Annotated in this window: 28 protein-coding genes; 15 read left to right on the top strand and 13 right to left on the bottom strand. The window is 56.2% G+C overall.

What is annotated here, in order from left to right:
- Positions 1 to 223: 223 nt before the first annotated feature.
- Both LN415_05320 and LN415_05315 read left to right on the top strand, forming a co-directional pair.
- Positions 224 to 517 (top strand): hypothetical protein, encoded by a 294-nt coding sequence (locus LN415_05320; protein MCJ2556513.1) that lies wholly within the window; start codon positions 224 to 226, stop codon positions 515 to 517.
- A 57-nt stretch (positions 518 to 574) separates the two neighbouring features.
- Complete coding sequence (locus LN415_05315) at positions 575 to 928, top strand: hypothetical protein (protein ID MCJ2556512.1); 354 nt, start codon at positions 575 to 577, stop codon at positions 926 to 928.
- A gap of 93 nt (positions 929 to 1,021) precedes the next feature.
- Here the strand turns inward: LN415_05315 and LN415_05310 are convergent, their stop codons facing one another.
- Positions 1,022 to 2,299, bottom strand: a complete 1,278-nt coding sequence (locus LN415_05310; protein ID MCJ2556511.1) for a hypothetical protein — start codon at positions 2,297 to 2,299, stop codon at positions 1,022 to 1,024.
- Positions 2,300 to 2,378: 79 nt separating this feature from the next.
- Here LN415_05310 and LN415_05305 point away from each other — a divergent pair, with 79 nt between their 5' ends.
- Positions 2,379 to 2,669, top strand: a complete 291-nt coding sequence (locus LN415_05305; protein MCJ2556510.1) for a hypothetical protein — start codon at positions 2,379 to 2,381, stop codon at positions 2,667 to 2,669.
- 218 nt (positions 2,670 to 2,887) lie between these two features.
- On the opposite strand, the gene LN415_05300 is transcribed toward LN415_05305, so the two are convergent.
- The 5 genes from LN415_05300 to LN415_05280 all read right to left on the bottom strand — a co-directional run bounded on the left by LN415_05300 (position 2,888) and on the right by LN415_05280 (position 8,030).
- Positions 2,888 to 4,465 (bottom strand): AAA family ATPase, encoded by a 1,578-nt coding sequence (locus LN415_05300; protein ID MCJ2556509.1) that lies wholly within the window; start codon positions 4,463 to 4,465, stop codon positions 2,888 to 2,890.
- Between the two features lie 136 nt (positions 4,466 to 4,601).
- Positions 4,602 to 5,375, bottom strand: a complete 774-nt coding sequence (locus tag LN415_05295; protein MCJ2556508.1) for a DNA polymerase sliding clamp — start codon at positions 5,373 to 5,375, stop codon at positions 4,602 to 4,604.
- A 5-nt stretch (positions 5,376 to 5,380) separates the two neighbouring features.
- On the bottom strand, positions 5,381 to 5,632 hold the full coding sequence (locus LN415_05290; protein ID MCJ2556507.1) for a hypothetical protein: 252 nt from the start codon (positions 5,630 to 5,632) through the stop codon (positions 5,381 to 5,383).
- A gap of 545 nt (positions 5,633 to 6,177) precedes the next feature.
- Positions 6,178 to 6,510, bottom strand: coding sequence for a hypothetical protein (locus LN415_05285; protein MCJ2556506.1), 333 nt, complete (start codon positions 6,508 to 6,510; stop codon positions 6,178 to 6,180).
- 230 nt (positions 6,511 to 6,740) lie between these two features.
- Positions 6,741 to 8,030, bottom strand: coding sequence for a site-specific integrase (locus LN415_05280; GenBank protein ID MCJ2556505.1), 1,290 nt, complete (start codon positions 8,028 to 8,030; stop codon positions 6,741 to 6,743).
- A 45-nt stretch (positions 8,031 to 8,075) separates the two neighbouring features.
- Between LN415_05280 and LN415_05275 the strand changes: the two genes are divergently transcribed.
- On the top strand, positions 8,076 to 8,450 hold the full coding sequence (locus tag LN415_05275) for a hypothetical protein (GenBank protein MCJ2556504.1): 375 nt from the start codon (positions 8,076 to 8,078) through the stop codon (positions 8,448 to 8,450).
- On the top strand, positions 8,443 to 8,844 hold the full coding sequence (trxA, locus tag LN415_05270; GenBank protein ID MCJ2556503.1) for a thioredoxin: 402 nt from the start codon (positions 8,443 to 8,445) through the stop codon (positions 8,842 to 8,844). Before LN415_05275 ends, trxA begins: the two co-directional genes overlap by 8 nt.
- On the opposite strand, the gene LN415_05265 is transcribed toward trxA, so the two are convergent.
- On the bottom strand, positions 8,841 to 9,929 hold the full coding sequence (locus LN415_05265) for an aminopeptidase (GenBank protein ID MCJ2556502.1): 1,089 nt from the start codon (positions 9,927 to 9,929) through the stop codon (positions 8,841 to 8,843). The genes trxA and LN415_05265 overlap by 4 nt on opposite strands.
- Positions 9,930 to 10,038: 109 nt before the next feature.
- On the opposite strand from LN415_05265, the gene LN415_05260 reads away from it, so the two are divergent.
- Genes LN415_05260 through nifU form a run of 4 tightly spaced genes read left to right on the top strand, consistent with a single transcriptional unit; the run spans position 10,039 to position 13,312 of the window.
- Complete coding sequence (locus LN415_05260) at positions 10,039 to 11,658, top strand: DASS family sodium-coupled anion symporter (GenBank protein ID MCJ2556501.1); 1,620 nt, start codon at positions 10,039 to 10,041, stop codon at positions 11,656 to 11,658.
- Positions 11,659 to 11,707: 49 nt separating this feature from the next.
- Positions 11,708 to 12,487, top strand: a complete 780-nt coding sequence (locus LN415_05255; GenBank protein MCJ2556500.1) for a citryl-CoA lyase — start codon at positions 11,708 to 11,710, stop codon at positions 12,485 to 12,487.
- A gap of 29 nt (positions 12,488 to 12,516) precedes the next feature.
- Positions 12,517 to 12,888, top strand: coding sequence for a hypothetical protein (locus LN415_05250; GenBank protein MCJ2556499.1), 372 nt, complete (start codon positions 12,517 to 12,519; stop codon positions 12,886 to 12,888).
- 43 nt (positions 12,889 to 12,931) lie between these two features.
- On the top strand, positions 12,932 to 13,312 hold the full coding sequence (gene nifU / locus LN415_05245; GenBank protein MCJ2556498.1) for a Fe-S cluster assembly scaffold protein NifU: 381 nt from the start codon (positions 12,932 to 12,934) through the stop codon (positions 13,310 to 13,312).
- 3 nt (positions 13,313 to 13,315) lie between these two features.
- Here the strand turns inward: nifU and LN415_05240 are convergent, their stop codons facing one another.
- The 3 genes from LN415_05240 to LN415_05230 all read right to left on the bottom strand — a co-directional run bounded on the left by LN415_05240 (position 13,316) and on the right by LN415_05230 (position 17,663).
- Positions 13,316 to 16,249 carry an MMPL family transporter gene (locus tag LN415_05240; protein MCJ2556497.1) on the bottom strand — a complete coding sequence of 978 codons (2,934 nt, stop codon included), beginning with the start codon at positions 16,247 to 16,249 and terminating at the stop codon, positions 13,316 to 13,318.
- Positions 16,250 to 16,283: 34 nt separating this feature from the next.
- On the bottom strand, positions 16,284 to 16,583 hold the full coding sequence (locus LN415_05235; protein ID MCJ2556496.1) for a metal-sulfur cluster assembly factor: 300 nt from the start codon (positions 16,581 to 16,583) through the stop codon (positions 16,284 to 16,286).
- 69 nt (positions 16,584 to 16,652) lie between these two features.
- Positions 16,653 to 17,663 carry a prenyltransferase gene (locus LN415_05230; GenBank protein ID MCJ2556495.1) on the bottom strand — a complete coding sequence of 337 codons (1,011 nt, stop codon included), beginning with the start codon at positions 17,661 to 17,663 and terminating at the stop codon, positions 16,653 to 16,655.
- A 108-nt stretch (positions 17,664 to 17,771) separates the two neighbouring features.
- Here LN415_05230 and LN415_05225 point away from each other — a divergent pair, with 108 nt between their 5' ends.
- The 3 genes from LN415_05225 (at position 17,772) to LN415_05215 (ending at position 20,828) form a co-directional block, all read left to right on the top strand.
- Positions 17,772 to 18,740: a polyprenyl synthetase family protein gene (locus LN415_05225; GenBank protein MCJ2556494.1), complete on the top strand. Its 969-nt coding sequence runs from the start codon at positions 17,772 to 17,774 to the stop codon at positions 18,738 to 18,740.
- A 32-nt stretch (positions 18,741 to 18,772) separates the two neighbouring features.
- Complete coding sequence (locus LN415_05220; protein ID MCJ2556493.1) at positions 18,773 to 19,852, top strand: NAD(P)/FAD-dependent oxidoreductase; 1,080 nt, start codon at positions 18,773 to 18,775, stop codon at positions 19,850 to 19,852.
- Between the two features lie 208 nt (positions 19,853 to 20,060).
- Complete coding sequence (locus LN415_05215) at positions 20,061 to 20,828, top strand: hypothetical protein (protein MCJ2556492.1); 768 nt, start codon at positions 20,061 to 20,063, stop codon at positions 20,826 to 20,828.
- Between the two features lie 8 nt (positions 20,829 to 20,836).
- Here the strand turns inward: LN415_05215 and LN415_05210 are convergent, their stop codons facing one another.
- Complete coding sequence (locus tag LN415_05210) at positions 20,837 to 21,226, bottom strand: hypothetical protein (GenBank protein MCJ2556491.1); 390 nt, start codon at positions 21,224 to 21,226, stop codon at positions 20,837 to 20,839.
- 131 nt (positions 21,227 to 21,357) lie between these two features.
- Here LN415_05210 and LN415_05205 point away from each other — a divergent pair, with 131 nt between their 5' ends.
- Together LN415_05205 and LN415_05200 are read left to right on the top strand one after the other, a co-directional pair.
- Complete coding sequence (locus LN415_05205) at positions 21,358 to 22,305, top strand: ABC transporter ATP-binding protein (GenBank protein ID MCJ2556490.1); 948 nt, start codon at positions 21,358 to 21,360, stop codon at positions 22,303 to 22,305.
- Between the two features lies 1 nt (position 22,306).
- Positions 22,307 to 23,161 (top strand): ABC transporter permease, encoded by an 855-nt coding sequence (locus LN415_05200; GenBank protein ID MCJ2556489.1) that lies wholly within the window; start codon positions 22,307 to 22,309, stop codon positions 23,159 to 23,161.
- Positions 23,162 to 23,174: 13 nt separating this feature from the next.
- On the opposite strand, the gene LN415_05195 is transcribed toward LN415_05200, so the two are convergent.
- Together LN415_05195 and LN415_05190 are read right to left on the bottom strand one after the other, a co-directional pair.
- The gene (locus LN415_05195; GenBank protein ID MCJ2556488.1) at positions 23,175 to 23,945 is read right to left on the bottom strand and encodes a GNAT family N-acetyltransferase; all 771 of its coding nucleotides are present in this window, start codon (positions 23,943 to 23,945) and stop codon (positions 23,175 to 23,177) included.
- A 5-nt stretch (positions 23,946 to 23,950) separates the two neighbouring features.
- Positions 23,951 to 24,448, bottom strand: a complete 498-nt coding sequence (locus LN415_05190; protein ID MCJ2556487.1) for an NUDIX pyrophosphatase — start codon at positions 24,446 to 24,448, stop codon at positions 23,951 to 23,953.
- Positions 24,449 to 24,837: 389 nt separating this feature from the next.
- On the opposite strand from LN415_05190, the gene LN415_05185 reads away from it, so the two are divergent.
- Positions 24,838 to 25,077 carry a DUF3795 domain-containing protein gene (locus LN415_05185; GenBank protein ID MCJ2556486.1) on the top strand — a complete coding sequence of 80 codons (240 nt, stop codon included), beginning with the start codon at positions 24,838 to 24,840 and terminating at the stop codon, positions 25,075 to 25,077.
- Positions 25,078 to 25,198 lie beyond the last annotated feature (121 nt).

Below are 25,198 nucleotides of genomic sequence, written 5' to 3'. Positions count from 1 at the left end.
TCGCTAACTGACCACTTCACAAGAGTGTCGTTCTTCGAGAAGAAGTGAGACGTTTCCGCTGTTGGCGTTGGAGTTACTTTGAGTTCCTGGGAACCGTGGAATTGGACGACGTAGGTTCTTTCCGGCAATCCCGTTATCGCGTTTGATAACAGCTCGATAAGAAAGATATAGGCTCTTTCGAAAGACATCCTCAGCTCCTCAAGCTGGGCGAGTGAGAGCGACAATGTCCGAAAACGGCACTGGACAGAGGGATTGGGACCACCCCGTGTACTGGCAGCGGCAGTGCCGAAGGAGGCTGCAGGAGAATCCTCACGACTTGGACGCTCTGTTCGCCAAGGCCGCTTGGCTGGCGACATCCGAGGAATACGAGAAGTGCATCGAAACCCTGGAGACAATCACAAAGAGAGATCCCTTCTATCCAGGGATCTGGATGCTCAAGGCCAAGATATATAGACAGCTGGGGAATGAGAAGATGGCTAGACTCTGTCTGGAAAGGGCTGAGGAGGAATCCAGATAGCCTATCACTTTTGATTTCTGTAAGAAAAGGAATATCGTTTCCGAGAATGATTACTGGATGATGAGCAACAAGCATGCCCGCCTGGAGATAATCATCAGACTCCTACAGACGTGTCAGAAGAGACTGGAGAGCGATATTGAGGATGTAGATGCTTGGTTCTCGAAAGGTGTTATTCTTGCAGGGCTGAAGAAATACAAGCAGGCCCTCTACTGCCTCAACCAGGTCACTAAGAGAAGAACGAACTACCCATCCGTTTGGAGGCTGAAGGCCACCATTTATGCGTTGGCGGGTCACGAGAGGATGTCCCAGCTCTGCAAAGAGGTCGCGGAACGCCTTCGACCACAGGAGAACGTCAATTCCTTCGAAGACGTTCCCGCCATGCAAGTATCACAGTCCGTTCCCGTCTACTGAGGAGGAGCCCCATTTCCGTGGCCCATTTCAGTGATTGCCTTCCTATCAGCTGTGCGGACATACCTCCCTGTTGATTGTCTCAGGGTCGACCTCTCATCTTCCAGATTGAATCACGCGAATCGTGTCACACGCGCTGAACGTCTGTCCGTCCGTCAGCGAGCCACTTACACAGACCGTCACATCGCCCGGTGAAAGCAGTGCCATGAGGGCCTCGCGGGAGAACTTCACCTGAAGGGTTCGGTCGTCGAGGACCTTCACCCTATGTGCGGCGATTCCTTCGAGCTCCAGAGACGAGGGATCGACCATCCAAGCTACGTCCGTGCTGAGGGTCAGCCTGGCGGTCACCCAACGCCCGTTCGATTTCAGATTCAGCGTCCGCGGCGTGAGCTTCAGGGTCGCGTTGACCTCTTCCGGGAAGAGCGGGATGAAGCCGCAGGACGCACTGGACAGAAGCATCGTGCCCGAGAACAGGCAGACGAGCTCCGTGAGCTCGGGTATGGGCAGGGGTAGGAGTCCCTCGAAGCTCCCGTCGGGTTTGACGGTCAGGACGACACCGGTAGGCGGGAGGAACGTCTTGTTCGCATCCGACCCCACGATCATCACACGGAATGGGTTGTTCGGGTCATAGAAAGTCGAAAAGTCTGCGACGTCGAGACGGCCCCGGACGAGGATGCCGTTCGGTGTGAGGACCGCCGTCGCCACGATCATCGGCTTCCGTACTACGCGGGCCTCTACGGTCACGCCGCCCAGTGGCGTGAACTCGAAGTGTACGTCCGAGATGTTGAGGTCGCTGACGAGGGCGCGGAAGCTGGAGGCCGTCACTTCGACCTTGAAGGAACTGCCCAGCGGCGAACCACTTACCGGCTCGATGCGGATCGGGATGTCACGGACTTCGCCCGGACCGAGTTGGACCAAGAGGTTCCCGCCATTGATGTCGACTGACCAGCCCGCAGGCACATCGCCTGCGTATGTGAGGTGGAAGTCCTTTGGGCGATTCGTTTCGTCGTTCCGGAGGGTGAGCACCTCATCGAACGCCTCTCCTGGACTCGGGGCCTCCGGGGCCTGGAAGAGGTCGATGTTCTCCTGCTCTTCGACTCCGTCTTGATTCCCGAACACGGTTTCGCCCACTACGGGGTCAAGAATCACCCGTACGCATGAATGGAATTGGAACAACCCTTCCTCGATCTGGTCCGGGCTCAGAACCACGTCCGGCGTCCACTCGATGTATACGTCCGCATAATCTCCGGCGTCGATGACCGGGACGGACGTACTTCCCAGCAGCACGAAGCCGTTGGAACCCCCAATCCCTACGCCCAATGGGTCCGTGACCTCGAAGTGGACTTGAACATCAGTCGCCGTCGCATCCCCCATATTTCGCACACGCGCGTACAGCCGGTTCACCAGGCCGACCGCATCGGCGATGACCGCGCTTCGGGCTACGGAGGAAGTCTTGAGGGGGTACTACCAGCGCAAGACAAGGAAGAAACCCTCCAGGAAGGGATGGAAGTCGATTATCGACGAGCTCCTGACTGAGCGAGAACCAGGAAAGCTGAAGTACAGGGTGAAAAGAACTTTGATGGGGCACCTGGACTTCGTACGGGAGAACAGAAACATGGTCGAGCATCCAGACAGAATCTTCTCAAAGAGGGAAGCGGAAAGCCTATTCCTCCAAGTGGCCGCAACCATCACTGATGTCGTCCAAGACATGAAGAAGAAAGGCCGTCAAGCAGCCAGCACCTGAAATACCCATGTTCTCCTTCCATTGTCGCCTGAAGACTGATTCAACATAAGTGAGAACTCGACCTACTCAGCGTTGAGAATCGGACTGCACAAATGGAGAGCCTACCTGTGGCTTTGTTATCAGGTTGCATTTGGGGCAAGGTTTTGGAACGATTGTGATTGTCCTTTTTTCAATGTGGATGACCGTGAAGGAATCTCTCGCCCAGCAGACCCACGCTATCAGGTCTCAGATACCTGCGGCTTGATTTCATTGATGAACTCCAAAGCCCTATTGACATCTTGAATCGAGCAATCCCTGTAATTAAGTCGAGCAATCGCCAACGCTATCCTTATGATCCTCTCAAGCCTTCTCGGCCTCGTCTCCCTCGAATACATTATGTACTGCCTTGAGATGTCCTTCGCCTTCTGCCTGACAGCGTTGGGAAGCTCGGGGTCTCTCGTCCTTACCCACTTGAGGAACTTAGCCAGTTCAAGCGTCTCAACGCCCTTCGGGAGATTCCAGTATTCCCACATGTCATCGCTGATCTCCTGAGCCTCTCTCATGGATGGCAGGTCGCATTTGACGACGAAATCGAACCTGCTCAGAAGCTCTGGCTTTATCTTCTCTACATCATTCGCAGTTGCCACCACTATCGTCTGTGCTGGAAGGATCGTCTGGATCTTCCCAACGGCGATGGGTATCTCTCCCTCCTCCATGGCGTCCAGACAGCCAGATTGATCCTGTCCAGAGAACTTGTCAAGCTCGTCTATGAAACAGGCACCCTTATGATTTCTCGGAAGCGTTCCCAGGGTCATGTCGGAGCCGGAGCAATCGGCAGTCAATCCGACCTGGGAACTTCTGAGGGACGCCTTTCCGCCGCCGAGCTTGACGATGACGTTGTCCACCTTGCTCTTCCCCGTCTCGGGCTTGCCGTACAGCAGAGTATGAACCCTGTTCTTGTTCTCGTACTTGTCCTCGGTTGAACCGCAGGATATGAGAATCGCGATCTTCTGCTCCCTCATTCCCACTATCTTGGGAGCGATGGCCGGATGCCAATACTCGATGGCGTCGTTCTCCTGAAGGATCGTCTTGAACCTCTCGACGTCCTCCTCCGTTACCTCGATGCCTTGGAGGAATCCACCCTTGCTCCACAGCTTGTCCTGAGCTTCCTTTTCCTTCTGAATCTCCGCGAACCTCTTCAGCCCTTCCCTCGTCTCGTCCAGGCTCTCAAGCTGATAGTGGCGATACCTGTTGCTCTTGTATCCCTTTACCTCTGGGTCGGCGACGATCCCTATCTTAATGAGATAGGAGACGTGACCGGGCTGTAGTCCCTCGATGTCCTTGACCTCCCATCCGAAGGGTCTTGCGGGAAAGCCCTCTTCGTGGAATCCGCCGAACTTCTCAAGGACGGCATCCTCGCGATCCGCGACCTCGCTCAGCAGGTCGAAGTAGAGGACGTTCTTCTCGCACACCCGAACCACTCCATCGGCTATGCTCTCTTCGACCTCTGGCTTTGAATCGATCAGCTTGCTCAATCCGTGAGACCTCTCCTGCCTCTCTATCTCCTCATAGTGTTCCTCTTCAGCCCTAAGCTGATAGTCCTTCTGGTCCTTCCGAGACCACCAATCGAAGAGGTCAGGAAACCTGTCCTTCACGATGTTCTCCATGAAGTCCGATGGGCTGTCGAAGTCCTGGTGGCTGTAATCATCGAGAACCTGACCCAGGAGTTGGTCTACATCCGTATCTGGGAATTGCTCCGCAAAGCCGTGAACCCACTTAGTTATGACCTTCTCGCTCAGCGTCTGATTCAGCTTCATTCGACCACTTGTCCAGGTATGCCTGATTCCTCAGCCCCTTCCTTCTCCTGAGTCCATCGGATTGCTCGATGACCTCTCTTCCGATCCACTTCCGCAGTTTCGTCTGCTCCATTTCAATCCCTTCTGGATGGATGGACTATTCGCTCTCGATCCTCGGTGCGAGAAGGAACAGTCCGCTTCCGACAATCACCGTCTTGACCGTCTCCTTGCCGTCTCTGGATTCAGGAATCTTCCTTTCAAAATCCCATCTCATCTTGACTGGGTAATCGGTTCCGAGAAGGATTTCCACGGTCTTGCTCTTGATCGCCTTCACCATGTTGGCGAAATAGTCAAGCGGGAACAAGCTCCTGGCAGTCTGCTCGGCGTTTATCTCATCGAGGAGATCCTTTGGGAGAACCATCTCCGACTCGTCCGTGTCTCCCTCTGCGATCATCTCGAATCCCTCTGGTTTCAGCAGGACAGCGATGTGGTCGCTCAGTTGCCCAGATGCCTTTACGCCCCCTCGCAGGTACTTGACCCCGACCTTCGCGGTGTTGGGAAGATTCAGATTCGGAATCGTGGGGTCGGGGAATCCCGCCGCGTCCACAAGCCCCACGGAGCGAGTGACGTATCCCATCTCAAAGACGAGGCGATTCTTCTTCTCGTCATGCCGAATCGTCACCCTGTCGGTTCTCCCTATTCCGAGAAACTCCTGAATCTTGCCCAAGTCCACGCCCATCTCGATGGGTTCTACGGAATAGCGGTCGAAGGCGTCCATGTTCAGGGAAGCCTCTACCATGGCGACGTGGGATGGATCAACGCATGAGGTCTTTACCCCGTCCTTCTCGAATACCAGCTTGGCCTCATCCACAAGAACGCCAAGCACACCCACGAACTCCTTCAGCACGTTCGTTTCCATTACGATTTCCATTTCTATCACCTAACGACTTTTCCGTGAACGGGCGACTCGAAAACGAGAATGTCATACTCCCCGCATGGACAACTTCCGTAGGGTTCTTTCGCATCATCCTCTTGGAGAATCCAACGGTCATTCTCGTTGGCTTGATGACCCGAAAGATGCTCCTCAAAAGACGTTCCTGCCACACCTTCCGCAAGCTCTTCGGTCTCGTAGGCTCTTACCTCGTTGACCACGCCCTGATAGACCTCTACCACGATCCAGACATTCATTTTACCATCTCCTCGATTTCCTCTCTCACGCACTCCAATCGACCTTCAAGCTCGAATCTCATGGGTAGCCTCGGGTTTCTTCTTGGGCTTCGGCTCTGGCTCGCGCTTCGGCTTCTTCTGAATCTGAACAAAGCTGTCCAAACTCATCCAGGCTCACCTATCCTCGCAAGGTAGTTCCGCCAATAACCCTCAACTCTGACTTCAGGCGGGACATACCCACTTCTCGGGAGTGTCGGATCATCTCGAAGGCACATACCACAATACCCTGCCCTTCTCGACCTGTCCGACCTGAGTGGCGACCTTCCACATCTGGGACAGTATGAACTCAGGGTATCGGGAGAAGGTCTATGGTGTCTCGATTCGATTCCTGCGGGAGCAGTTTCACCCTTACCTTCTCCCCCGCTCCCTGTGGCTTCTTGATGTTGGTGCTGTTGTCGTCTTGTGGCTTTATGACACCCCTGTTTCTGCATGGGTGTAGGTTCATCCTCAGAATGGAGTTGTCGGCTCATCGTGTTTTCTCCAAGGCTAGATTCCTCATTCTATCATCACCAGTTGAACCACAGGATCACATCGTGGTGTTCGTCTGCCTTCTCCGTGGCGTTGGCCTCGTACTTCCGAGCGTTGTTGCGGACGCTCTCCAACTCCTCCTGCGAGAAGATGATGAACTCGCTCTTGGAGATCGGATAGCCTCTATTGGGGACTTTCTGCCACGATGTGTATTCCTCCTGACAGTCGGGGCAGGCGATCCTCATCTTGGGTCTCGATCCACAACTGCACAGGCTCTTTAGATCGAGCTTGTCCGTGGTCTTGGCATGGAATAGCTCCAAAGGAATCTGAACGAACCCAATGGAAATGGGAATCTTCCTTAGTGCTTTCATCCCTTCACCTAATAGGTCAACACCGTCATGCGTTGCCCAGTATATATACATTTGTTTGTGCTTTCAATTCCGAAATATTATTATTGCCCTGCCAATATAGAAATGGGTAGATGTTTTCAACTTTGAACAAAACAAAATCTTTCAAAGAATGTGCTTCTTCTCTATTGGGAACGGAGGGGAAGGTGTCGGTCCAGGTAGCCCCCTTCTTTGAGTGTAGCCATTCCGATTTCTTATCTATCATGCCCTTCATCCTTGGCAATCTCTTTCAGTCCATCCAGATACCCCTTCTCCCTCAACATATCCATGACCTTGACCACATTCTGAAGCGTCCTTTCATCAACTTCTTTGTCCAGCTTCTCTTTCAGACTGCTTATGAGTAGATCGCTCTGGTCCGGCGTCTCACCACAATGCCGACAGATGATGTGGGTAGCTGGATTCTCGGAATTACAGAGAGTGCAGATCCACGGTTCCAATGGTGACACTTCCTCCTCCGCCTCTTCTTCCTTCAATCCTTCCCGAACTGCCATACGGTCCTTGATATCCCTTCCGCTTAAGTGGACATAGACCCCAGGCATCTTTGAATCCGTTTCCCATCCTGCGATAAGCCTGAGTTCGGCTTCCGTGTACCTCTTCGCTAGCTCTGTCAATCTTGTATGTCTAAAGAGATGTGGCCAGACCTTCTTCTGCAACTTCGCTCCCTTCCTAGCCGAATAGATGACCACCCGCAACCTGCCTGCTCCGATTCCTTCATATTGGTCGTGCCGTGGTTTCCTCCATATCCACAACGGAGAGTTCTTGTCATCAGGAAAAGGATGGTGGTTTAGCCACAGTTTGAGATAAGGTTCGCTCTTGATCAGCCGAACCTCTCTGATTCCGGTCTTGCCCTTCAGCGTGACGAACGTTCCAAACTTATCCCTGTGAACGCTTCCGACCTTCATTCGGAGGAGTTCACTTGCCCTCGCTCCCGATTCCCACAGAACCATCAGCATAGCCCTGTCTCGCAGATGGTCACAAGCCTTCACTAGATCGCGGATCTCCTGATGTGTCAATATGTCCTCATGTGTCAGGTGATTGCCATCCTTCTTGACCTTCATCCACCGAACCTTCTTCGGATACTCTTCGTCATCGCCCTCCAGCCACTTGTAGAAGTGTTTCACCTGCGCCTCGATAGTGAACTTCGTGTTCTTGCTGTACTTCTCGCTAAGGCGCTTGGAGAAGGCTATGAGGTCGTCCTTGGACACGTCCTCGAAGGGCTTCTCGGTGAACACGGCTAGCTTCTTCAAAGCGTAGATGCGCGCTAATCGTGTTCGTGGTTTCTTGTCCTGAGCTATTGCCTCGTCATTGTACCGTTTTGCTACTTCCCTCTGCTCTTCCAGTCCCAGGGAAACGATCCTTGTGTCAATCGCCTTCTCAACGTCGTGCATCAAAGAACGGTAAGTAATATAAGCATAAATATTTGTTGGTCTGTGAAAATATGATAAACATAACGATTCCTCACACCGTACTAAACGGTTGTGCATTATTCATACACACCCTTATATATGCGTCCTGTCTATCAGAGGCGGATGCAGCGCCTCACCGCAATGGACCCGCCGGAAAGCTGTTCCGAGATGCTCAGGAACATGCTCAATCTGAGCGAGACTGAGTTGAGAGTCTATCGTCTGCTCCTGTCCTCCGAGGGACAGAGGGTCTCGGACGTGGCAAAGCAGGTCGGAAGGGACAGGTCCTCGATCCAGAGGGTGCTCAAGAATCTGATGTCCGCCGGGCTCACAAAGAGGCAGACGGAGACCATCAAGGACGGAGGCTACTACTACGCATACGAGGCGGTCCCTCCCGCTCAGGTGAAGAGGGAGCTCGCGCGGTGCATTGAGGACTGGCACGAGTCCCTGCTCGACTCGCTGAGCAGATTCGAGGAGGAGATGGAGGGGTCCCTTGACTGAGGACGAGGAGCTGGAAGCCATCAGAGAGAAGAAACTACAGGAGTTGATGAAAGATATGAGTCAAGATATGCCCGGAGCGCCGGTGGTTGTGACAGATGCCGATTTCGATGACACGGTCAACAAGTACCCTGTCGTTGTTGTGGATTTCTGGGCCGACTGGTGCGGTCCCTGTAAGATGATGGAGCCCATACTCAAGGAGCTAGCGCAGACGTACAAAGGCAAGGTCGTCTTTGGAAAGATGAACGTGGACCAGAATCCCGCGACCCCGACGAAGTACGGGATCATGGCCATCCCCACGCTGCTCGTGTTCCAGAACGGCAAGCTAGTCGACCAGCTGCAGGGGGCGATGCCCGCTCCCTTGCTCACGCCGACCATCGACAAGTACGTCAGCTAGATCGTGTACTTGCCGTTCTTGAGTATCACCCTGCCGTCGACCTCGACGGTAGCGCGGGACATAGAAGCCGAGGCGCCAGAGTCGCTCTTGTTCTTCCCGCCAAGCTCGTCGTTGCCGCCCAGGCCCAGTGTGACTGCGCCCATCGCCAGGTAGTTCTCCAGGAACCCGAGCTTTCCCTTCGGGTTGATGCCGAAAGACACCCATGCCAGCCTGTCCTTGTCGCCGTGACCCTTGTCCCACATCCCCTTGATCGCCTTCACGTTCTTCTTGGCGGTGAACGACTTCACACGTCCGTCCTTGAACGTCCACCTCATCCCTTCAACGAGCTTCCCGACCGAGGGCTGCGGCACATCGAAGAACGCCTTGCCCTTGACGCTCTTCTCAATGGGGGCGATGGAGACATCTCCCGCGGGAACCGACACGCCGAACAAGCCCTTCTCCATGTTGGCCTTTGTCAGCGTAGGCGTGAAGACGAAGCCCTTCCGACTGCCGAGGTCGCAACTCAGGTCGGTGCCTGCCTTCGTCGTGATACGCATGTGCTTTCCCCTGTCCAGTATCCTCTTGAGTTTGTTTCCGAACTCCTGCATTTCGGCGGGGTCGACTGCAGAGGCTGCGGTGACCACCCTCTTCCATTTCTCGTAGTCGAATCCGTACACTTCGGCTCTCTGTGGCGTGACGGCGCCGATGCCGAGGTAGCCCGTCCTGATCTTCTGCTTGCGCATGTAGTCACCATGCGGCTGCTCGCCCTCGAAGAGAGCCGCGTACTTCCCAGGCGGGACCTTGCTCATGGGCTTGGGGTCCTCTGGACCGCCGATGAATATGTTCACCGTGCTGTACCTTGAGAGACCCATGCAATGAGCCGATGTCTCCCTCAGATTGGATTCCGGGAGTACGTGCAGGTGGTGATAGAATACGCGGTCCGTGTCCAATGTCATGAGAACGTCCGCTTTCCGATCAAAGCATGTGTTGGCTATCTCTTCGGCCAGGTCGAGTGTGTGCTGGTAGGTGCTCACGATCACGACGTCTTTCTTGCTCACTTTCAGGCACTTGTTCACGATGGTGTCTGCCATCTTCTTGTATGACAATTCAATCTCCTCCAAATCTGTCTCAGTAAATCCGCGTATATAAGGTTAAGCGGAGGGGTTCGGAGAACATGCCCGCCCGCTTGAAATAGGTTTTTTAGGAACGGTGCAATTGGGCATCGTAATGAAGGGCTCCCCTGACGAGAGGCAAGACAAGAAAGCTGAGAAGCCAAAGCGCGTCTCGAAGAAGGTCGTTCACGCACTCGTCGAGGCGGAAAGGCACATCGTCGGGCTCAAGCCCTCGTTCTTCAAGTTCTTCGGCAGGCTGGGAGCGTGGACGAGGAAGGCCATCAAGCTCCTCATCCCTTTCAGCGTCCTTCTATTCTTCACCTTCGTCCCGCTGGGTATCGACACGACCATCCAGTATATGCTGGGGATATTCCTCTGCGTGGCCCTGATGTGGGCTTTCGAGTCGCTTCCCCTGCCCATCACTTCGCTCCTTGTACCCGCTCTTCTGGTCCTGTATAACATATTTCCAACGGGCGAGAATCTCCCCTCCCCCGCAGAACAGGCCTTCGCCCCGTTCTCGGATCCGGTTGTCTACGTCATCATGGGCGGGCTGATTATCGCGGAGGCTTTCAGGAGGAACGGGATCGACAAGCGCCTCACCCTCTATCTGATCTCCAAGTCGAAGGGGGAGTTCAAGTGGCTTCTTCTCGCGATCATGCTCGGAGCCGCTCTCCTCTCCATGTGGATATCCAACACGGCGACGGCGGCTCTTCTGATTCCCGTCACGATCGGAATCGCGCACAGGGTCACGCAGGAGAAGGAGAAGGAGCATCGAATCGCGGTCGTCCTCCTGCTCGCCGTGGCGGCCTCAACGATCATCGGCGGGATGGCCACGATAATAGGCTCCTCCCCGAACGCCGTCGCGTCCGGTTTCCTCGTCAAGGAGAATGTCGGTTGGGACTTCGTGGATTGGATGATCATCGGGTTCCCGCTCTCCATGCTCATTCTGATCGTCTCTTGGGCGATTCTCCTGAAGTTCTACCCCGTGGGCGTGGACACCGTCGACCTGAGCTGGGTGGAGGAGGAGAGAAAGGAACTGGGTCCAATATCCAACGATGAGAAGAAGGTCCTCATCATCTTCGCGGGAGCGGTGGCCTTCTGGATATTCGGGGAACGCGCGGCCGAGTTCCTGCTCATTCCCCTGCCGTACCTGGTCGGCTTCAACGCCCCGGCCGTGGTTGCGGCGTTGGCCGCCGTTCTTCTGTTCATGACCAGAGCCCTTGACTGGGAGGACGCGAAGCTCATACCTTGGGGGCTCTTCCTCATCGTCGGTGCGGGGCTCTCTTTGGGTCATGCGATGATACTCTCCGGGACCGCGGACTGGCTAGGGGGCGGCCTCTTTTCTGCGACAAGCTTCTTGAAAGTCCTCGGTGACCCCCTCTACCTGATGGTGCTTCTTCTCGTAATCTCCTTCGTAGCTGTGGCGCTCAGCAATTTCATAAACGCCACCGCAACGGCAGCCATCCTAATCCCGATAATGATAAGCATGGCAAAGCTTCCGGAGTTCGCCGGGATCAGCGTCAAGGTCTTCGTCCTTCCAATCGCGTTCTCCATGGTCCTCTCGTTCGCGACTCCGGTCGCGAGTACTTCGTCCACGCTCGTGTACGGCACGGGCATGGTGTCAAAAAGAGAGCTGGCGAAGAGCGGCCTACTGATCTCCATCCCCGCCATTGTCATTACGGTCCTATTCAGCTTCCTCATGGCGGTCTACGGTTTCGTTTGACCGACAGCGCCACACACGACTTGGAACGCTGATAACAGGAGTGGATACAATGAGAAAGACGTCGATAAGTCTAGTTGAGAAGAACAAGATCGTAACGCGTGGCTACAAGCAGGACGACCTCATAGGCAACGTGACCTTCACGGATGCCCTGTTCCTTCTGCTCAAGTGGGAGCTTCCTGGCGAGAACGAGCGAAGGATGCTCGATGCGATACTCGTCTCCTGCATCGATCACGGGATCAACATCCCAACGGGTCTGGTGGCCCGATCCATAGCATCTGCCGGAGTCCCTCTTCCGACAGCGGTCGCGGGCGGGCTCTTGGCCGTGGGCGACTTCCACGGAGGCGCCATAGAGGCCTGCATGAGGACCCTGTATGCCATATCGAAGCGGGCGAAGGAACAGGACAAAGGACCGAAGGACGTCGCTGAGGAACATATGCGCACCCTGATGTCCAGAAAAGCGAAGATGCCCGGGCTAGGGCACTACCTCCACACGGAGGACCCGCGGGTGACGAGGCTCTTCGAGCTGTCCAGAGAGCTAGGGATTTCCGGCACTCATACGGTCATAATCAGAGCGCTGCAGTACTACTTCCGGGAGGCGGGCAAGAAGCTGCCCATCAACCTGGACGGGGCCATCGCGGCCATAGCGTGCGACATGAACTTCGACCACCGGCTGGGGAAGGGCTTCTTCCTCCTCGGGAGGTCCGCGGGACTCATCGCTCAGGTCTATGAGGAGATGACCAGGGAACCCCCGCTCACGAGCCTACTCCCCTCCGAGGTGGAGTATGATGGCCCGCCTGAGAGGGAGCTCGACTCGGGACAGAAACGATAATATTCTCGTAGGGCATAGTATATGACGATATGGAAGAGATTAGCGAGAGTGGAGCTGTGAAGGCACTGGTGGTGGGAGCTGGAGACCTCGGCATAAGGGTGATAAAGCAGCTGCGCAAGAACCCTGGGATCTCGTTCGTTGTGGCGGACTACCGGGACAATCCAACCGCCGTCAAAAAGGGAGTCATCGACAGCGTGGACATCCTGGAGCACATAACCCCGATGAACATCATCGACATCGTGGAGGACTGCGAGCCCGACATCATCTTCCTGGCGAGGAAGGCGAAGGACTGGGGTCACGGCAACACGGTCATGGCAACGCAGTTCATCGCGGGTCTGGAGAGGCAGCTCTCCAAGTTCCACATACCCGTCATCCCCGTGTCCTCGATCGTCAGGTTCTAACGCAGCTCTCATATGTCCAGATGCGGATGAGGGGGGACAGAGCATGTATTCGAAGAAAGTGATTGACCACTTCCAGAACCCCAGGAACGCGGGGGCGCTGGAGGACGCTGACGCGGTGGGCGAGGTCGGGAACCCGGTCTGCGGGGACGTAATGAACATCTACATCAAGGTCGAGGACGGCATCATCACCGACATCGGATGGAAGACCATGGGCTGCGCGGCCGCCATTGCCACCTCATCCATGATCACGGAGCTCGCGAAGGGGAGGACCCTGAAGGAGGCCTTGAAGATCACCCGCAAGGACGTCGCCGACGCCCTGGACGGGCTACCGCCCATCAAGATGCACTGCAGCAACCTGGCGGCGGACGGCCTGCACGCCGCCATAGATGAGTACTTGAAAGAGCACCCTGACGTCGACGTCTAGCCGCTACTTCTTCTCCGACTTCCTCTTCATCTTCTCTTCCCGCCTGACCCTCTGGATTCTCCCGGGGGCCCACCAGTTCCACTTCTCGAGGAGAACCATTATGGCGGGGACGAGGTAGATCCGAACGATCATCGCGTCGATTATGATGACGAAGAAGAGTGCGAAACCGAATTCCTGGAGCATGCCCAGACTGGAAAGCATCATGGAGCCGAATGCTCCCGCCATGACGGCGCCCGCCGCAGTGATGATGCCTCCCGTCTTATCGACAGCCTCGACGATCGCTTCTTTGTCGGTCTTGCCCTTGGCAACCTCCTCTCGGATACGCGTCGTCAGGAAGATGTCGTAGTCCATACCTAGGCCCATGGCGATGACGAAGAGAATCAAAGGCATCATCCAGAGGACCGGGATTCCGATCAGAACCTGAAAGAGGACCATGGTCACGGCCAGCGTCCATGTTATGCTCAGCAATATGGTGAGTATCAGCCTGAGCGGGAGGAGAACGGAGCCCAGCACGAAGAGAAGGAGAAGGAAGATACCTATCACTACGACAACGGCCATGAATTGGAAGTCTTCATTGAAAATGATGCTCGTGTCTCGGATGCTCGCCGTCGCGCCGCCCACGAGGGTTTCAGCCCCCTCCATGTTGGGGTCGCTCCTTTTCGAGTCCGAAATGGCATCATGGATCTCGGAGACGCTCTGCACCGAGGTCTTTGAGAAGGGCTCCTCCTCCAGTTCTATCGTGAGGAGTGCGGTCCTGTTGTCTTCTCCGACGCTTTGGAGCATCATCACCATCACGGCCGAGGCCTGCATTGGACTCATCTGGCTAAGGTTGCCGTAGTCGACGGTCTGTCCTTGCGGCCTGGTTGGCCCGATCACAGTCACGGTATTGTCCAAGCCCTCAAAACTTTGCGAGAGGTTCTCGAGGCTGTTGAGAACCGAACCGTCGAAGGTTCCGTTATCGTAGAAAGGGGAGTCGAACTGGATGACGACGTAGGTCGGAAGAATCTTTCCCTTCCCGAAGCCTTCTCCGAGGAGATCCAATCCCCTCGTCGCCTCCGTCTCCGGCATGGCCGCGATGAAGTCAAAGCTCGTTTCCAGGGTGAGGACGCCGTAGACCGCAGGAACAGAGACCAGAAGAGCGGCAAGAACGATCGCCCTTGGGTGTTTCACGGAAAAGGACGAGGCTCTTCTGAAATACCCAGGTCCCTTCTTCTCCTTCCCGGGGTTCTTGTTCCATTTCTTTCCAGCAGGCCAGAATACTCTATCTCCCAGAAGCATAAGGAGGGAGGGAATCAAAGTGATCGCAACGATCAGGGCGAGTCCGATTCCCATCATTATGCTGAGACCCATCGTCCTGACGAAAGAGAAGCTCCCGAGAGAAAGAACCCCGAAGCTTATCATCACCGCGACTCCGCTCGTCGCGACGCTCTCCCCCGCCCACGTGACGGACTCCCTCACACTGTCCTCCTTCGATTTACCCCTCAGTCTCTCTTCCCGGTATCTTGCCATCAGGAATATCGCATAATCCGTTCCTGCACCAAGCATCGCCGTGAGGGTCAACGTAAGTACGCTGAAATGGACGTTTCCAACATAGCTCCCGATCAGAAAGATCATGCCCTGGCTGATGACCACCGCGATGCCTATGCCACCGACAGGCACCATGGGAGCGACGATTGAGAGGAAGAAGATCCCGATGAGAATGAAAACGAGGGCGATGGTGACGATATCGATTCTCTCGACATCCTCCCAGGCCTTCTCCTCGAGGTTCGCCTCCAGAGCAGAATCGCCTGTAACGAGTATCGTCTCCTGGTCGAGAGAAAGAGACACCCTCAGTTCGTCTATCGAATCCCCTATTGTTCTGACGTTCTCCAGGATTGGCTGGGACCCATCGGACTCCCTGAAGCTGGACACCCTGGTGAACCCTACGGTGATGATCATTATCCCCGTTTCCTCATTCAAGAGGTTCGACTTCACCGTCTCTGGAACCGCAACGGGATAGGCGTCAAGGGTCGCTGAGGAGATGACCTGTTGCACGAAGGTGTAGACGGTTTGGCCAGCTGGGGATGGCCCAAGGTCGAGGACCTCCCGCAGGAAAGTGATGTTCTGGACACCTAGATAGGAGCCTGCAAGACCGACGGAGTAGTTGTGAATCGCCACCGCATCATTCCACGTGAGAATATCGAAGCTTGCCCAAACACCGGTCATGAACAAGTCCATCTCATCCTCGGGAGGAAAGAGGCCCAGCGATGGGAGGGCGACGAGGTTGATCACTTCATCTGCCCTTTGAAACTCGTCGTAGAGAAGGGGGTCGAGGTAGGCCGACACATTGCCAGGATCGAAAGTCTCATTCCATGTCTGCCAGAAGGCGTAGGAGTAGTTGTAGAGGAGGGGAAGGAATGATGAGTTTGGCACAAACATCGAGTATCCGTCCCAACTCATTGCGAAGACCGAGTCGTTCACAGGATTGTTCCCCCAAGAGGACGCATAGAAGACGGGACCTCCGAAGATCAAGGAGGCAGTCAGGTTCACCTGGCCCTCCGTCTCGCTTACGAGCGGGTAGATCAATGGGACCGTTCCAAGAAGATAGTCCCTTGATATCGAGTAGATCGATGTGAAGTTGTCAAGATAGTCAATGTCGCCGTTTCGAACCTTGTCTTCGAGTTGGAGGTTGAAGTCCCTGATTCGCGAGGAGAACACATCAACCGATTGCACGACGATCAAGGCGGTGCTGTTTGCGATGCCCGTGGGAAACTGATCGGAGATGAGCTCGGCCGCCCTGGCAGATTCGATATCCTCCGGTGCCATACTTGTCTCCTCATAGACAACGACGTCGGAGACGAGTTGCGTGGCCGGAAGAGAGATGACCAGCAGAATCAGCCAGAAGATGATGATTACCTTGTGGCGCTTCACCACGAAGTTCGCTAGTTCCTTAAACAATGAATCACCATCTCGTTCTCAAGCGATTCAGAAGCTATGACATCCCGAGCTTTTTCTTTGCCTCTGGTGACATCCTTTCTGGGGTCCACAGAGGCTCCCAGACAATCTCGACTTCAGCCATCTCGACGCCCTCGATCCGCTCGACCGCGTTCTTCGCGTCATCTGAGATCATGCTGTGCATGGGGCAGCCGGGATCGGTCAGCGTCATCTTCACGAGCACCTTGCTGCCGCTTACCTCAACGCCGTACACAAGTCCCAGATCCACTATGTTCACAGGGATCTCCGGGTCATAGCACTCTTCAAGGGCCTTCAGGACCTCTTCTTCTGTGACCATCCATTCACCAAAGACTTGGGGGGTGATAGACAGGTCATACTAATTATCTTTTTGCCGATGGCTGAACGGTCAGGTCGGTTGAGCCACGGGCGGCTCCGGCCTCGTGGACATGAACTTCACCGTTAAGAGAAGCGCAAGGATCATAGAGACGACCGTGAGAAGGAAGACGTCGGAGACTTCCACCGCGTACGCGAAGATGAAGACGATGACGAAGACGAGGTGGATCATTATCGTACCGGCGTTCGCCGGGGCGAGCGGCAGCGTGTCGTCGTAATGCCTCATTGCGACCGTGCCGGCCCTGACGGCGATCGGGATGGTGACGAAAACCACCAAGGACTCGATGGGCAACAGACCGAACGCGATCCCGCCAAGGACGGAAGCATAGGCGAATGCGAGAAGATAGGGATAGAACACCACCGCCCGCCTGCGCCCGAGCCTGGAAACGAGGTGTCTCTTCCCCACCGCCGCGTCCGCCTCCATGTCCTGGAACTCATTAATCCAGAGGACCGCGGCTATCAGTATCGCCAGCGGAAGCCCCACAACGATGGGCTCGAGGGCGATCGAACCCGTTTGAACGAAGAAGCCTCCGAGAACGATCAGCACACCGCAGTTCAGACCCACCAGGAACTCGCCTATGCCTCTCGACGCCAGGTTCAGGTGGGGCTCCACATAGAAGTATCCGGAAATGGCGCCGATGGCGCCGATAAGGAGAAGCCCCCACCCACTCACGTAGGCCAGATACACGCCGACCGCGGTCGCACACACGAAGAAGAACAGAGCGCCGAAGTAGACCTCCTTGGGAGAGAGAAGACCCTTCTGGATGAGCCTGCTTCCACCGCCGAAGGGCCTCACGAACCTCACGTTCATCGCATCGCATCCGCTGACGTGGTCGAAGTAGTCGTTCACGACGTTCGTCCCAGCGTGCACGAGAAAGAGCGCTAGTGCCGTCAATGCGAGGAGAAAGAGGTCTATCTCGCCCGTCATCTTCCACGCCACGAAACTGCCGAGGATCGCGGGCGGGATGGTGGCCGTAAAGAACGGCAGCCTCAGCTCCTCAAGCCAGAACTTAATCTTGGACATGCACTCACTGACTCGGTAGACTGGGGCAGGATTTAAGGCTAACGGGGGCACCCAGCCAAGACCCCCAGGAACGAAGCGTTATATATCAAGAGGTCATCCTACAGACGTATGCCCTTGGCTCTGGACTTCGGAATATCAAAAGAGCTTGAGCGGGTTGAGCAAAGGATTGCTGAATGCCTGAAATCGAATGAGGACCTTCTCACGGAAATCGCCTCCTACGTCGTCCGCTCCGGCGGGAAGAGGATTCGGCCTATTATCACCCTCATCGCATTCTATGCCGCAGGCGGCGAGGAGCCGTCAGAAGCGATAGAGATGGCGTCCGCGATCGAGCTCATCCACAACGCAACTCTCGTCCACGATGACATCAACGACGGAGGTACCCTCAGGCGGGGGATGGAATCGGCATACGAGAAGTTCGGCGTGGGCACGTCCTTGGTCGCAGGAGACTACCTTTTCGCGCGGGGGTTCGAGATCGGCGGGAGGTTCTCTGATAAGGTCGTCGGAGTGACCGCGCGGGCGTGCGTGAACCTGGCGGAGGGCGAGATAAGGCAGATGAGGAACCTGCGGAACGTCGACCTGCGTGCAGAGGAGTACATCGACACAGTGACTATGAAGACGGCGATGCCCATGAGCAGCGGTGCCAAGGTAGGCGCCATCCTAGGCAGGGGCACCGACGCGCAGGTGGAGGCCCTCGCAGACTACGGGCTCAACCTCGGGATATGTTTCCAGATCGTCGACGACATACTCGACGTGATCGGGACGGAGGCCGTCCTGGGCAAGCCGGTGGGAACGGACATCCGAGAGGGAAACCTGACGCTGATCCCGATCTTCGCGCTGAGAAATGGCTCAGAAGAGGCGGATGCGCTGAGAGCCATCCTGCGCAAGGAGGAGAAGACCGAGTCGGATGTCGCGGAGGCTCTGCGGCTGCTCAAGGAATCGGGAGCCGTTGAGCAGGCCAGGGAAGCGGCGGGCGAGTATTCCAGGACCGCGAAGAAGCATCTGTCCGTTCCGCTCATCGAGGAGTTCAAGGAAGAGCTCGTCAAGCTCGCAGATTTCGTTCTTGAGCGCAGCTACTAGGCGGGAAGGTTTTTGTTCGGCACGGTGATTCGGTGAGCGTGCCCAAGCGCGATGTCATCATTGTCGGGGCCGGTCCGGCCGGTTTGACCGTGGCGAGGTATTGCGCGGCCTATGGTCTGGATGTCGTGGTGCTCGAGAAGAAGAAATCCGTAGGCTCTGTGGTCAGATGCGGGGAGTATCTCGCCTCCAACGAGGAGGTACTGGAGATGTTCCCGCGAGCCTATGGACTCGAAGAGCTCCATGGAAGCGTGGAGGGCTGTGTGAGGCGGAAGTTCGACACCTTCTCGGTCCACAGTCCGAAGGGGAGGACGTACATCGTTCCTTTCAAGGGGATGACTATTGACAGAACCCAGTTCGAGAGGAATCTGGCGGCCGCTGCAGAGAGGAAGGGCGCAGAGATCCTTCTGGACACCCACGCAAGGTCGGCGAGCGGAGAGGAGGTCGTCACATCGAAGGGCACCGTTCGCGGGAGGATCGTCGTGGGCGCGGACGGTCCGTCATCGCGCATCGCCCGAGGGGTCGGCCTCCCCCGTCCCGCGCAACTGTACCGGGCGGTCACGACGTTCGTGGAGGGTCGCATCCCCGATGATGCTGCTCTCTACTTCGGACGTCTCAGCCCTGGCGCGTACGCGTGGATATTTCCGAAGAACGGCACCGCAAACGCTGGTCTCGGTGTCTGGGAGAGGTTCGATGGAAGCCTGTCCGGTCTTCTGAAGTCCTGGTTGCGAGGAATGGGACTGACGTGGCAGACGATCCGCGGGAAGCTCGTTCCCGCCACAGGGCCCGTCTCCCCGACGCAGAGAGGGAACGTTCTCATAGTCGGCGACGCGGCGGGCCACGTCATCCCCACGACGGGGGGCGGGATGCAGACGGCCATGATATGTGCCCGCGAAGCGGCGAAGGCGATTAGCGCTCATCTTTCCACCAGCGCCCCGCTGGCGGAGTACGAAGCCGCAAGCAGGAGAATCGTCTGGGAACGCCTGAGAACCGGTGTGGGAATCAAGGGCCTCGCGGACAAGGTCTTCTGGAGCGACTCGCTGACGGCCATGGCGATGCGGGTCCTCGGGACGAAGGGAATCGGTCGGGTACTGCGTTGTCAGCGGCTCTTCTGACCGCAGAGAGTTCACGAACCACGAGTCTCCGGTCACTGCCGATAATCAGTGCGGCATCGGCAAAACACTTATGTCTGCTGGGGACTATCAGAAGAACATACAGTGTGGAGTGGGTCATCTGGGAATTCGGTCAGATAGCATCGACCAAGGTTCGGACAAGGAACAAACCGACGTGTCGGCAACGGATATGAGGAGAGTGGCTGCCTCTATGACGGTCGTCGTGATCTTGGTTCTGTCCACGCTCTTCTACTTCGTCTTCTTCTATCCTCTCGAAGAATCGCACTTGACCATGACCGAATTTGTCGAGAAGGCGAAGGACACGAACGGTGACGGCCTTCCTGACGACTACTTCCCCTACGCAGATGGGGACACCGTGATCGTTAGAGACATAATCGTTGGGGCAAGCTTCGGCTCATTCGTTGTGAACGAGAGCTATACATTTGAATGGTGGCATCTGACGTTCTCCTACCACGGCAAGAAGTGGAGGGACTCCTACCATGGTCAAATAACGGTGAACCTGGTCAACGCTAGCTTGTGCTCTTACGGTTTGGGGGATTGGATCACGCTGAGAGGTGAGATTCGCGAATCCAGTATGGGTGGAATCTCTTGGGCCTCCGTTGAGTGGACGCCTGCTGAGGAAGATGCACCGGTCATGGAGCCGCAGGTGGAACTGAACATAACCCAGGTCTCACCAAAGAAGTGGGGCATTGTTGTCTCCGGTTGCGACAACAACTGCAAACTGATGCACTACGAGTTCGTTCTCAGGAAATACGGCTTCGGTTGGGATTGGATGATGCCACCCGAGCATGGAAAGACCACAATACTCATGGAATTCTGGGACATGGATAGAGACGGGTACCTTAGTACTGGTGACAAGGTCTATGTGGAAGTCGAGGACGAAGGGGACTATTCGTTTGAGGTTTTCTTCCATGACCAAGAGATGGCAAGCGTTTCCTTCACTTGCGAGAGTCCTTAGTGTCAGCCCTACGGAATCTGAGAGGAGCCGAAGAGCACCAGGGCTTCGTATACGAGAAGAGAGACCAAGACCGCGATGCCTATGACCATTCCCACTCGCACAAGTCGGTTGATTCTGACATCCATAGCGCCTATCACGAACCCGACGGCGACGAGGAGGGCCCCAATCAGCAGAACGTCGATCGCGATCTCCATCTGCAGGGGTTCCGCATCCCACAAGTTCACCACCAAGTGATTCAAACCAATGTAGCTGCCCATTATGATGATCAGTCCTGTGATGATTAGAATCCTTGGGATGGCTTCTGGACCGTTACGCTGCGTCTCCGCTCCCTCGCCCTCCGCATCCTCCCCGACAGAAGTCTCCTCAGGGGGAACTCCTGGTTCCGTTCCAGAACTCATCTGGTACCCTCCAAGTAACCGTATCCTCGGACCTCAGAATGTCTCGGAGCGATATAAGTCCTCGCCCGAGCATGGGACAAATGAAATACTCGTTTCCATATCGGGTAGCACCATAATACCTGGCACATACGGTGATACCCACGAGCGACTACTACGATTCTGAGATCGCCATCGAGACGCGGAACCTCTCGAAGAGCTTCAAGGACGTCCAGGCAGTTGACAGCCTCTACATGAGCGTGAAGAGGGGAGAGATCTATGGCTTCCTGGGTCCGAACGGGGCAGGGAAGACGACGACGATCAAGATGATCATGGGACTCGTCAGACCCACTCGGGGGAACATCTTTCTCAACGGTACCAGGATCGATGACGGATTCAATGTCGAGCACAGAAGGAAGACGGGTTACCTGCCCGAGCAGGTCGCCTTCTACCGCAACCTGACGCCCGTGCAGACGCTCAACTTCTTCTGCGAACTGAAGGACGTGGACAAGTCCATCGTCGTGCCCCTCATCGAGGAGGTCGGGCTCACTGATGCGATTCACAGGAAGGTGGGGACCTACTCCAAGGGCATGATCCAGCTGCTGGGAATAGCTCAGGCGATGATAGGGAACCCTTCCGTCTACATCTTCGACGAGCCCATGGGGGGGTTGGACGCACGATGGGTGAAGGTCACGAGGGAGAAGATCAGGAACCTGAACAAGCAGGGCGCGACGGTGTTGTTCTCCTCGCACATACTGAGCGAGGTCCAGGCCCTCTGCAACAGGGTCGCGATAATAGACGAGGGCAAGCTCCTAGCCGTGGACACGGTCCCGAATCTGAGCAAGCGCCTCCATATCATGCCTCAGCTAGAAATCACGGTTCCCGGCTTGGGCGGGAGGATCCCGGAAGCCGTGTTCAACGTACCGGGCGTGGAGACCGCTGACGCCGAGGGAGACAAGCTCCTGGTCACGTGCGACACCGATGCCCGCATGGACGTGATAATCGCGCTCAAGGAGGCGGGAGTCGAGATACGCGATTTCAGGACGATAGAGCCAGCGCTCGAGGATGCCTTCGTGAAGATGATCTCGGGCGGAGGTGACTGAAATGACGGGCATCAGTCTGAAGGCCATATACTCGGTCGCGAAGAAGGAGTTCGCGGACAACGTCAGGAACAGATGGATAGTCGCTCTCACTGTCATCTTCGCGATATTGACGCTTCTGGCTTCATATGTGGCGGGAGCGCAGACCGGTGGCGGGTCCGTCCTCGGGGGAATGGAGGAGACCGTCATGAGTCTCCTGAGCATTGCCGCCATCTTCATTCCTCTGATAGCAGTGATGTTGGGCTACGCGTCCATCGCTGGCGAATGCGAGAATGGCTCGATGGGCGTATTGCTCTCCTACCCGATCAGAAGGGGAGAAGTCCTGGTCGGCAAACTGATCGGCCTCGGGTCCGTGATCATCGTCTCAACAGTGGTCGGTTTCGGCGCCGCCGGCATTCTGATCGCTGCTACGGTCGGAGCGGAGTCGGGAGTCGCCTACCTGAGCTTCATCGGGCTTACCATGCTGTCCGGCTTTCTCTATCTGAGCATGGCCGTGCTCTTCTCGACGATCGCGAAAAGCCGCGCCAGAGCCCTTGGCATGGGCGTGGTCCTGGTCTTCTGGTCGATGATATACGGGATGATCATCTTCGGCGTCTACATGGCCACCGGCGGGGACATTCAGGGCTTGATGACGGGCGCGGTACCATTTCCGGATTGGCTATACGCATCTATCGTCATCAGCCCCACCGATCTGTACCAGCTCGCCGTCATGTCGGCTTTCGGGATTGAGCAGGTCTTCGGCTTCAGCTTCGACATCCCGTTCTTCATGACCACGACGTTCGCGGTCATGGTGCAGATTCTGTGGATCGAGCTAGCCGTGATCCTGGCGTACTTCTCCTTCAGGAAAAGGGACATCTAGCGCGACCGCCGGGCTACCTCCTCTGGCCCTTGATGAGCACGTACGAGTTGAAGGGCCTGAACCCGACCTTTCGGTACGTATGCATCGCTGAATGGTTGTCCGCGAAGACGTGAATGAGTGCCTTGTCATTTCGCTGGAATATCTCCTCGGCCAATGAAGAGACGATGGAAGTCGCGTAGCCCTTGTTCCTGTAGGCCTCGTGCGTGGTGACGACTCCGATGTTGCTGCCGAAGTCGGCGAAGAAGGTGTTGCCCACTGAGACGATCTTGTCACCATCCTTGGCGACGAGCCAGAAGGCCTTCTCCATGGATTCCCTGATCTTCTCTCCGGTCTCCTCTCCCCAGAACTCGGGTAGGGTGTCTCTCATCAGTCTTGCGATGGCCTCTGCGTCATCAGCGGAAGGCTGGACCGTCTCGCGGGTCCTCACCAGCTTCTCGTTCCCCTTACCGAGGTGCATCAGGACAAGCTCGTGCTGCTCGGTCGGCTCGTATGTCCTTAGCGGGATGTCCTCCATGCCGAGCGGGACGATGATGTCCGTCTTGCGGAGCTCGAGATGCGGGAAGAGAGCCTCCACTGCCTCACGGCTGCCCCTGAACTGGGCGACGAAGGTCTTATAGGTGAGCATGATCCCGCGGATGTCCTCGCCCTCCCGTGCGATCAGGAACTTCGAGTCCTCGCGGTTGAACTGCCAATCGAGTATGTAGAAGTAGTATTCGAGCGGGTTGCCCCGCACGTGCTCCAGGAACCTCGCTTCCAGTTCCTTGTCCAGGTCAACGATCTCCATGAACGTCACCTCTCATGCCGCGCTCTGTGTCGCCTCAAATGCTCTTCCACACGAGTGAGCGCGTCCTTGTTCTCTGGCCAGTGGAGCAGCTCGATTGCCTCCTCCAAGCGGCACCAGATGAATCTGTCATGCTCCTCGGGATCGATGAGCGGATCAGACCCGCCATCCACCTGTGCGAAGAAGACATGCTCCTCGATTTCATTGACCTCGGGATGCGACTGCCGCAGCCCTTCGTCCATGGGGTACGAACAGGAGTGGTCGATGCTCTGGAGCACGATGGGTTGGAGACGGGTCTCCTCGATCAGCTCGCGCCGTGCGGCATCCGCGAGACTCTCCTGTCCCTCCACTCCTCCGGTGACTCCCTGCCAGAAGCCGCCTCGGCTGGGCAGGCGCCTGAGCAACAGGAACTCCCAGTCCCAGCCGACAAGCCTCAGGGGATGCACAAGCACTTGCACGGGCTGTCTTGCAGGTTCGGTTGCGGCCTCGCCTTCGTTCCCTACCATATCCGTTCTCCGCGGGAAAGGGATAGTCCTGCCCGCACATTACGATTTCCCATCAAGATAGTGGAGTCCTCCAGGCATTTTGGCGGGCCGCAGTGCGTTCATGCCCTATCTGAGCTTTCCACGGAGGATCCGCTTCGAGGAGCAGGGAGGAGCAGCGAGGAGCAAGGGAGGAGCAAGGTTTCAGCAAGGATCCTGCAAGGAAGGAGCAAGGATCAAGCAAGAAACCTGCAAGGATCAAGCAAGGGAGGAGCAAGGATGTAGCAAGTATGTCCCTGGTAAGTCCCTAGGATGTCGCAAGAAACCTGCGGAGGAGCTGCAAGGAACCAGCAGGACGAGAGGGAGGATGATTTCTTGTAGTCGCCCTGTCTTCAAGGTGCAAGGTGGCTAGCGTGAAGATAGGCATCTGCGGGGTCGCGTGCGAGAAGTGCCCGAGGAGGGTGAGCGGGAAGTGTCCGAACGGGGAGGACGGCTGCGTGCCAAAGGAGAATCCCTTCTGCAAGATCAGCACTTGCGCACACAACAAGGGAATCGACCTCTGCTTCGAGTGCCCCGAGTTCCCGTGCGAGACGACCAAGGAAGGCCCCATCGGCTACGGCTTCTGTCAGTACATCTCGGGAAAGGACTTCTGACGCAAGATTCACGAGGCTGTGCGTATCTCTTGCCAAGTCCTCAATAGGAGGAGCGCCCCAACTGGATTCCTAGCCTCGATGAGCGCGTCCGCTACGAGGCGAAGAGGTAGAACGCGCCCAT

Source organism: Candidatus Thermoplasmatota archaeon, from assembly GCA_022848865.1.
Taxonomy (GTDB): domain Archaea; phylum Thermoplasmatota; class Thermoplasmata; order RBG-16-68-12; family JAGMCJ01; genus JAGMCJ01.
The sequence above is the reverse complement of the archived record's forward strand: the minus strand, read 5'-3'. Positions and strand labels throughout refer to the sequence as shown.